At 55.4% G+C, this 7301-nt stretch carries 8 protein-coding genes and 1 tRNA gene; 2 read left to right on the top strand and 7 right to left on the bottom strand.

Translation table 11 applies throughout. From position 1 onward, the window contains the following. Positions 1-167 precede the first annotated feature (167 nt). The 6 genes from VEI50_09370 to VEI50_09345 form a co-directional block, all read right to left on the bottom strand. Positions 168-716 (bottom strand): hypothetical protein, encoded by a 549-nt coding sequence (locus VEI50_09370; GenBank protein HXX75326.1) that lies wholly within the window; start codon positions 714-716, stop codon positions 168-170. Positions 717-844: 128 nt separating this feature from the next. After that, positions 845-1195, bottom strand: a complete 351-nt coding sequence (locus VEI50_09365) for a cytochrome c (GenBank protein ID HXX75325.1) — start codon at positions 1193-1195, stop codon at positions 845-847. A 188-nt stretch (positions 1196-1383) separates the two neighbouring features. Further along, entirely contained in the window at positions 1384-2001 is a 618-nt protein-coding gene (locus tag VEI50_09360) for a carbonic anhydrase (GenBank protein HXX75324.1), read from the bottom strand. A 1-nt stretch (position 2002) separates the two neighbouring features. After that, positions 2003-3556: a SulP family inorganic anion transporter gene (locus tag VEI50_09355; protein ID HXX75323.1), complete on the bottom strand. Its 1554-nt coding sequence runs from the start codon at positions 3554-3556 to the stop codon at positions 2003-2005. A 686-nt stretch (positions 3557-4242) separates the two neighbouring features. After that, a complete protein-coding gene (locus tag VEI50_09350) occupies positions 4243-4674 on the bottom strand; it encodes a FaeA/PapI family transcriptional regulator (protein HXX75322.1) in 432 nt (143 codons plus the stop codon). After that, the gene (locus VEI50_09345; GenBank protein HXX75321.1) at positions 4671-5540 is read right to left on the bottom strand and encodes a hypothetical protein; all 870 of its coding nucleotides are present in this window, start codon (positions 5538-5540) and stop codon (positions 4671-4673) included. Before VEI50_09345 ends, VEI50_09350 begins: the two co-directional genes overlap by 4 nt. A 145-nt stretch (positions 5541-5685) precedes the next feature. Between VEI50_09345 and VEI50_09340 the strand changes: the two genes are divergently transcribed. Both VEI50_09340 and VEI50_09335 read left to right on the top strand, forming a co-directional pair. Next, positions 5686-6003, top strand: a complete 318-nt coding sequence (locus VEI50_09340; protein ID HXX75320.1) for a helix-turn-helix domain-containing protein — start codon at positions 5686-5688, stop codon at positions 6001-6003. Next, the gene (locus tag VEI50_09335) at positions 5990-7111 is read left to right on the top strand and encodes a tyrosine-type recombinase/integrase (protein HXX75319.1); all 1122 of its coding nucleotides are present in this window, start codon (positions 5990-5992) and stop codon (positions 7109-7111) included. The genes VEI50_09340 and VEI50_09335 overlap by 14 nt, the downstream gene beginning before the upstream one ends. On the opposite strand, the gene VEI50_09330 is transcribed toward VEI50_09335, so the two are convergent. Next, positions 7068-7142: transfer RNA gene (locus tag VEI50_09330), tRNA-Val, on the bottom strand. The genes VEI50_09335 and VEI50_09330 overlap by 44 nt on opposite strands. Positions 7143-7301: the final 159 nt, after the last annotated feature.

Below are 7301 nucleotides of genomic sequence, written 5' to 3'. Positions count from 1 at the left end.
AAACCGTGTCCCGGACCCTCCTCCAGCCTATTCAGGCTCACTGAGGCCCACTCCAGCCAAAGTTTGCGCGAAATCCAAACTTTGGCTGGAGTAGGCTGGAATGAGCTGGAGTGAGGTGGAGTTGAGCACAAAATGAGCACATGGGAACTTACAGGCTGATCGCTAGCTCAAAACAACGGGTGCGGCGTCTTCCCAAATAGTGGGTCTTTCGAGGCCTCACCCGCATGACCACGAATCCTCCATGCTCCGTCCTCATAAACCATGTAGTGGACTTCCTCGTACCAGCTGTCAATGTTCACCCGTTTCCCCGATTCATCCGAAGTTGACCAGAAGCTTCCGGTGCAGGTGACTTCCGCTTTCGGGTTCGTACCATCCGCTACCACGATCTTAGAGAACCTATGTTCACTGGCTATACGGTGGCTCTGAGCAAATAGGTCTTTCCATATTTTCCTGATGTCATCCTTGGTGAGGCCGTGGTAGGAATAGTCTTTGGAATAGAGCGCCATAAGCGATTCTAGATTCCTTGCCTCAAGGGCGTCCTCCGCCTTCTCGAAAGTGGCTATTATTTCGTGAACCTTCTTTTGATCGGCATGTATCTCGGCATCTGGGCTGATCTTGGTTTTTGCCGACACAGGCGACGGAACGGATAAAGCCAATATCCACATTGTAGTTCCCATTGCAATCCCAAAGATGCCCAATACGCGACTGCTAACCATAGCGGTTACCCCTTTCTGCTTTCGAGTTAGACTGTATACACAACATGTCAAATTGATACGTCTATCGCAAGTCCTCCCCCTCGTTCAAATCATAAAGCGAAGATGTTTTTAGCACCGTACGCACAGAGTTACTCGCTCAGGCTCCGTATGTAGGCCAACACATCCTGAATATCTTGGTCTTTGAGCCGGTTTTTCCAAGCCGGCATCACCGCCCGACCATCCCTAATTATAGTCAGCAGGTCACCATCAGATTTAACCCGCGTCTTCGGACTGATCAAAGGAGTCGGTGACGGCCGGAGTGTTGCAGCGACGGGGCCGTCTCCTTTTCCTCGCTCCCCATGACAGGGCAAGCAGTTGGTGTCATAGATTATCTTCCCTTTTGCGGCATCTCCCGTGGCTGCCCAGATGAACTGGGTTGCCAATCCAGCCACAAAGAAACAGGATAGGAAAAATAGAACGGTAACTCGCGAGTCCTTCATCAGTATCACCTTAGTTCCGATTCTTCGAATCTAGGGCAAAAGCATTTTAAAAATAATCCTCTAACACCTTGATGACGCGGGAGGATTTCATTACGCTAGCCTAGCATCAAAATCAACTGTTTTTGAGACTCGAGCTGTACGATCCCGTTAGCTCTCCGATGCGAGCGGTTTGGGGTTCAGTGTAACCTTCATCCAGGACTAGACTTGTCCGAGCCGGTCAGCGTCTCAAGTTCCTTGAGTGTCCCCGTCCGCAAATCATAGACCCATCCATGCAGGTGAGGCCCCCGGTCTCCTGACCAAGCTTTCTGCACGATCGCCGTCTGGGCGACATTCCTTACCTGCGCGGCAACATTGAGCTCGACCATGCGGTCGAAGCACAGCGCGGAGTCTGCTATGCAATCGAGTTCCCCCGCGTGGCGGCGGTGGATCGCCTTCACTTGGGTGAGCCATTGGTCGATGACGCCGCTGTCCTCATGTTGCATCGCGTGGAACACCCCGCCGCACTGATAATGCCCGCACACGATAATGTGCTGCACCTGTAGTACCCCTACCGCATACTCGAGGACGCTCAGGACACTCACGTCGTGGTCGGACACCTGATTGGCGATGTTTCGATGGACGAACAGCTCCCCCGGCTCCGACCCGGTCATGTCCTCAGGCGGCACCCGCGAATCGGAGCACCCGATCCACAGAAACTGCGGGTTCTGTCCGCTGACCGCCCGTTCAAAGAAATCTCCGCGCAGCGCTAGCTTCTCCTTCACCCAGGCTTCGTTCGATAGCAAGAGCTTGACGTACGGGTCCATCATGTTAGCGCTCCGGTCTGAGGGTTTTTCCTGCCACATGTTTGAGCTCGACCGAGATGCCTTGGTGGTCAGCCATCTTCTGAAAATCTTCCACGACTTCCAGAATGTCGCGGTCGATGTACGGGGCTTTCGTTCCATCGATTAGCACATCGGTCCCGCCTTCGATGGCTCGCAGTTTCGTTCGGAGTTCGTTCTTATTGAGAAATGTCACGTCTTTGTTCAGACGAATGAGGCAGGCCTTGTTCCTGGTGACGACCGTGACCGCGTCGCGGTGGTTGCTCCTGAGGACGAAAAACAGTCCGCACGCCAAGCCTAGCAAGACCCCCTTGAGAAGGTCCGTGAACACAATGGCCATCACGGTCACGAGAAAGGGGATGAACTGGGTCATGCCCAGTCGGTACACGGACTGGTACACGGCCGGTTTGGTGAGTTTGTATCCCACCATGATGAGGATCGCCGCCAGGCTGGCCAGGGGGACCTGATTCAGCAGGTGCGGGATCAGCAAGGCACTCGCCAGCAAGAGGAGCCCATGAACAAAGGCGGCGACCCAGGTCCGGGCACCGGCATAGACGTTCGCGGAGGTACGAATGACAACGCTGGTCACAGGTAAGCCGCCCAGAAGCCCTGAGACCACGTTGCCTGCCCCCTGCGCCCAGAGTTCCCGACTGGGGGGCGAGATCCGCTTGAACGGATCGAGGCGATCGGCTGCTTCGAGCGACAACAAGCTTTCAATGCTGGCGACAATAGCCAGCGTCAGACCGATCGCCCACAAGTTTGGGTCTGCAACCGCGGAAAAATCAGGGACGGTGAACTGATGGACCAGATCCGAGAACGATTCGGCCACCGGGAGGTCCACGAGGTGCTGCGGCTCGCTGATGTACAGTCCCGGAGTCACAACTCGAAAGACCTGATTCACGAGAATTCCCAGCACAACGACCACGACGGAGCCGGGCACGACCGTGAACACGCGCGCCCCTCCTTTTGCCAGCTTCTCCCAGCCGATAAGGGTGACCACACTCAGCACTGAAATCACGAGCGGACCGTCGAGCACATGAACGGCGGCGGTGAAGATAGCCGACAGCGTGTTCGCGTGGTCAGCTTCCAGAAAGCTCAAGTCGCCGATCCAGTCGAGATCCTGGCCAAGCGCATGCGGAATCTGCTTGAGCACGATCACCAACCCGATCCCAGCGAGCATCCCCTTGATGACGGAGTTCGGCACATAATCGCCGATGGCTCCGGCACCCGCTACTCCCAGCCCGATCTGAATCACCCCGCAGAGGACCACCGCGGCCAGGAACGCTTGATAGGAGCCCAGGGTCTGAATGGCTGTGACAACAATCACGACGAGCCCAGCGGCCGGACCACTGACGCTGACCTGCGAGCCGGATAACATCGATATCAGGCAGCCGCCGACAATTCCAGCAATGATACCGGCGAACAGTGGCGCCCCGGAGGCGTGGGCGATACCCAGACACAGGGGAAGTGCGACCAGGAAGACGACCAGGCCCGCTGGTCCATCGTGTTTCAGAGAGACACTGCGATTTGGTAGGGGGCTCATAAGGATTTGTTTTTGGACTGGCTCAAGGATAAGTCAAATTTCCTGAGAAATCGACCGAGTCTCATCGTCAATTATCGGAGGGATTTTGGACCTAGCCAGGCGGGTCTTCTTAGAGACAATGATGAGGGAGATTTAACGGTCGAATTGCAGGGCTATTTTCGGCTCAGATGTCACTTAGCCTCGCTCTCTCCCAGGTCCCAAGACCTGTGGCAATTAGGGTAAGACCTGTGAAACTCGCATCAATGTTGGGGGCTGAATTGACCTCAATCAAATCCCGACTTTAGCAACACAGATCCCAAGACAGACGGTTTCGAAAAGCATATTCCTTTGGTTTAGTCAGTTGCTCACCTACCTACGGAGTAAGCTTGTGATTTCGAGTACAGTGAGTAAAGCCGCGTACCACGCGTAAGCTAGTTGTGCGTGATGGACTCTCTCTTCACGCCATCGGTGCTCATGTGGGATCACCTAAACACTCATTGATGAAAGGGAGTCACACAGAAAGACACATGGAGTACGAAACGAACGAGAACGCTGGAGGGAGCACTTCACGCCTTAAAGGCAGAGCTGATGTGTCTAGTAATTTTCTTTGGGGGGACGCTTCAGCTTGGTGACAATGTGGTAGAGGAGGACGGTAGCGAGGACAACAATTAGGATCCAACCGAGCGGGGTAATGCTCCATCCTACTTTCATGCGGCCTCCTTGGGAATGCCCATCAAATGCGCCTGGGCTTCGCTGAAGAGGAGCTTCCAGCACCGGTGGCAGTAAACCCCGGCATGACGCACGACCACCAGGAAGTCCTGTTCGGGAAGAATACGGAGTTTCTCTTTCGACAATTGATAGCTGCAGCGGGGACAGGTAAGCAGACCGGCTTTCTGTCGACAGAGTGGGCAGGCAGGATCGGCGCATCCACTCACGTCGAAAAATTCGAGGCGCGCTAGTCCTTTATCGGTCAGCCCGTGACCCCTCTCTGATCGTTCCAGCAATTCCTGTCGTTTGAGGTGGGAAAGGTACGAGCGTGCGGTCGGGGCCGAGTAGCCAAATGCCTCCACGAGATCCCTGGCCCGTACCGTTTGCTTGGATTTCACTAACAACAGCGTTTGGTGTTTATTCGTCTTCATTCCCCATCCTTGGCGACTCGGTGCAATACTTCTTGAGTCCCAACCGTTGTGCACACCGTTCCAAGGCCTGTGGGGAAGGGACGTTGCGAAGCCCCCACGTCTCGTAGGAACCCTTGAATCTGTCTGGAGGGGAGTCGTTTCAACCTCGCTTCCCACAAGCCGGCCATGATGAAGCCCGCCTTGGCATTCTTGTGACGAGGGGGACGCTTTGCAATTGCCTTCTGAATCTGGCGAAGGATGAGATGCTCTCGGTGTGCCGTGGCCTGCTGGATGCGCTGCCCGATCGATGCGTGATAGGCCAGCAAGGGATTCACGGAGAGCACCTTGCATAGCGCCGTATCATCACCCGCCTCAGCTGATATCAGCAGGTCGCGCATAGTCGTCTTCCATATCATCAGGGCTAGCACATGATCAGTGGCGACCTTCAGTTCAATCAGAAACCTCCCGAGTTGGGGTAGCACAGCGTCCATGACCCGTTTCAGTTCTTTCGTCTTCATCGCTGCGTGAGTAAAGAGACCGGTCCGTTGGTCTGTCAGGCCATCAATCCGCTTCATGAACCCTTTGAGCCGATCCATGGTTTCTCGCAGCACCGGCCCAAGGGCTTTGTCGTTGCTCGGAAGTTCGGCAGTCGCTGGGAGATCAATGCTCTTAGCCATCTCTGCCATCACTTGCGGCGAGTTGAGATAGGCTTTCCTCCAGTCGACTGAAGCCGCCTGCTCCATGAGAATGCGGGCTCCCTCAGGTGCGAATCCCCTGTCCGCAAGATCCAGCAGCTGCACGAGCGTTTGGCCCAATAGCAGGAACGCTCGGGAGTCTTCATCCTGGGCTTCGAGACGGTCACGCCATGATTCTGGCCGATACTTCATCGGGTTGATTATTTCAAAGCAGTGCCCTCGAAGCAAAGACCCGACATGCTCGTGCGACCTAGTTGTCGGATTTTTGATCACTCATGCTGTCTCCGCTATACCTGTGCAAATTCCCTCTTAATGAGGTCCACACGAGACGACATCAATGTTGATGACCGTCAACGCTCTCGCCCAGCACTTACAAATCAAACCGGCGACCCTCTATGCCTGGGCGGCACAGGGACGAATTCCCTGTCTGAAGATTCATGGCCTTCTGCGCTTCCGGAAGGATGACATTGACCATTGGCTAGAGAGTTGTCGAAAACCAGTTAAAGACCGGCCCGTGCACCGCATGCGTGTAACTGGGTTTGACCTTAGCCGAGTCATTGCTCGCGCCAGGCGGGATGCCTATAATCCCCGCCACGGGGAAACCAGACCAATAGCGAGCCCAACGGGAAAGGAGGGAGACGATGGGGCTCGTTAAACGAGGTAAGGTCTGGTGGATGAATTTCATGTTTCAGGGTCAACGGATACGCCGGTCTACGGGGACGACCAATCAAGCCATGGCCGGGTCGATCCTGGCCAAGGTCAAGATTCAGCTTATCGAAGGGCAGTATTTTGACAGCTTGGAGGAAAGGACGCGGACCTTCGATGATCTGATGGATCGCTTTGAACGGGAACATATGATCAAGCTGGCCAGTCGACAGAGTTGTCAGGTGTTCGTCAAACACTTCCGGGATTTCTTTGGCGATCGGACCTTGGCGCAGATCACGCCCAAGCTGATCGTTGACTACAAGAGCAGACGCTACGCGGCTGGGGTGAAGGCCGCCTCGATCAACCGAGAGTTGACCTGTTTGAGAAAGGCCTTCAATCTCGCCAAGCGGGAGTGGGAGTGGTGCCGTGATAATCCGGTCAGCCGGGTGTCCCTAGAAAAGGGCGCGAACAAGCGAGAACGCTGGCTGACGGAAGATGAGGAGACGCGATTACTCGCCGCCTGCCCGTCGTGGCTGCGGGAACTGGTGGTGTTTGCTCTCCATACCGGGATGCGCCTGGGTGAGATCCTGGCGCTGACGTGGAGCGGAGTTGATCTGTTCCGGAGAACGGTGACGGTGTTTCGATCGAAGAATGGGGAGCGACGCACGGTGCCGTTGAATCAGACCGTGATGGCTCTCCTCACGGAGAAGGCCAAGGTGCGCCACCTGAAAACAAGTCTCGTGTTTCCGAGTATGGCCGGCACACCTATTGATCCAAACCATCTTCGACGGGCTCTGCGGCCTGCGATGGCCAAGGCTGGCATCGTCGATTGTCATTTCCACGACCTCCGGCATACCTTCGCGACCCGGCTGGTTCAATCCGGGATCGATCTGTACAAGGTGCAGCGGCTCCTCGGGCACAAGTCTTCGATGATGACGCAACGGTATGCCCATCACTACCCGGAGAGCTTGCGGGATGGGGTGGATGTTCTGGACCGACGCGGGCACCGTGACACAAAATCGACCACAGTGCTGAGGACGTCGAAGAGCGCTGTCTCGGAAGTGGTTGAAAAGATGGTGGGCGATACAGGTATCGAACCTGTGGCCTCTTCCGTGTGAAGGAAGCGCTCTCCCACTGAGCTAATCGCCCACGGTGCGCGAGTCTAGCATGGTGCTTCAAAAGGGATCAACACAGCGGGTAACTTGATCGAGGGGTTTGCAGTTAGAGATTTCAAGGAGGAACCTCTAGCTTCATACCCTTTGCCTCGTCCCTACATTCAGCTCGCCTTGACTTCCCGAAAACGCGGTT

It is taken from the genome of Nitrospiraceae bacterium (assembly GCA_035623075.1).
GTDB lineage: Bacteria > Nitrospirota > Nitrospiria > Nitrospirales > Nitrospiraceae > DASPUC01.
Note: the sequence above shows the minus strand (reverse complement) of the source record. Positions and strands in the feature narration are given on the sequence as shown.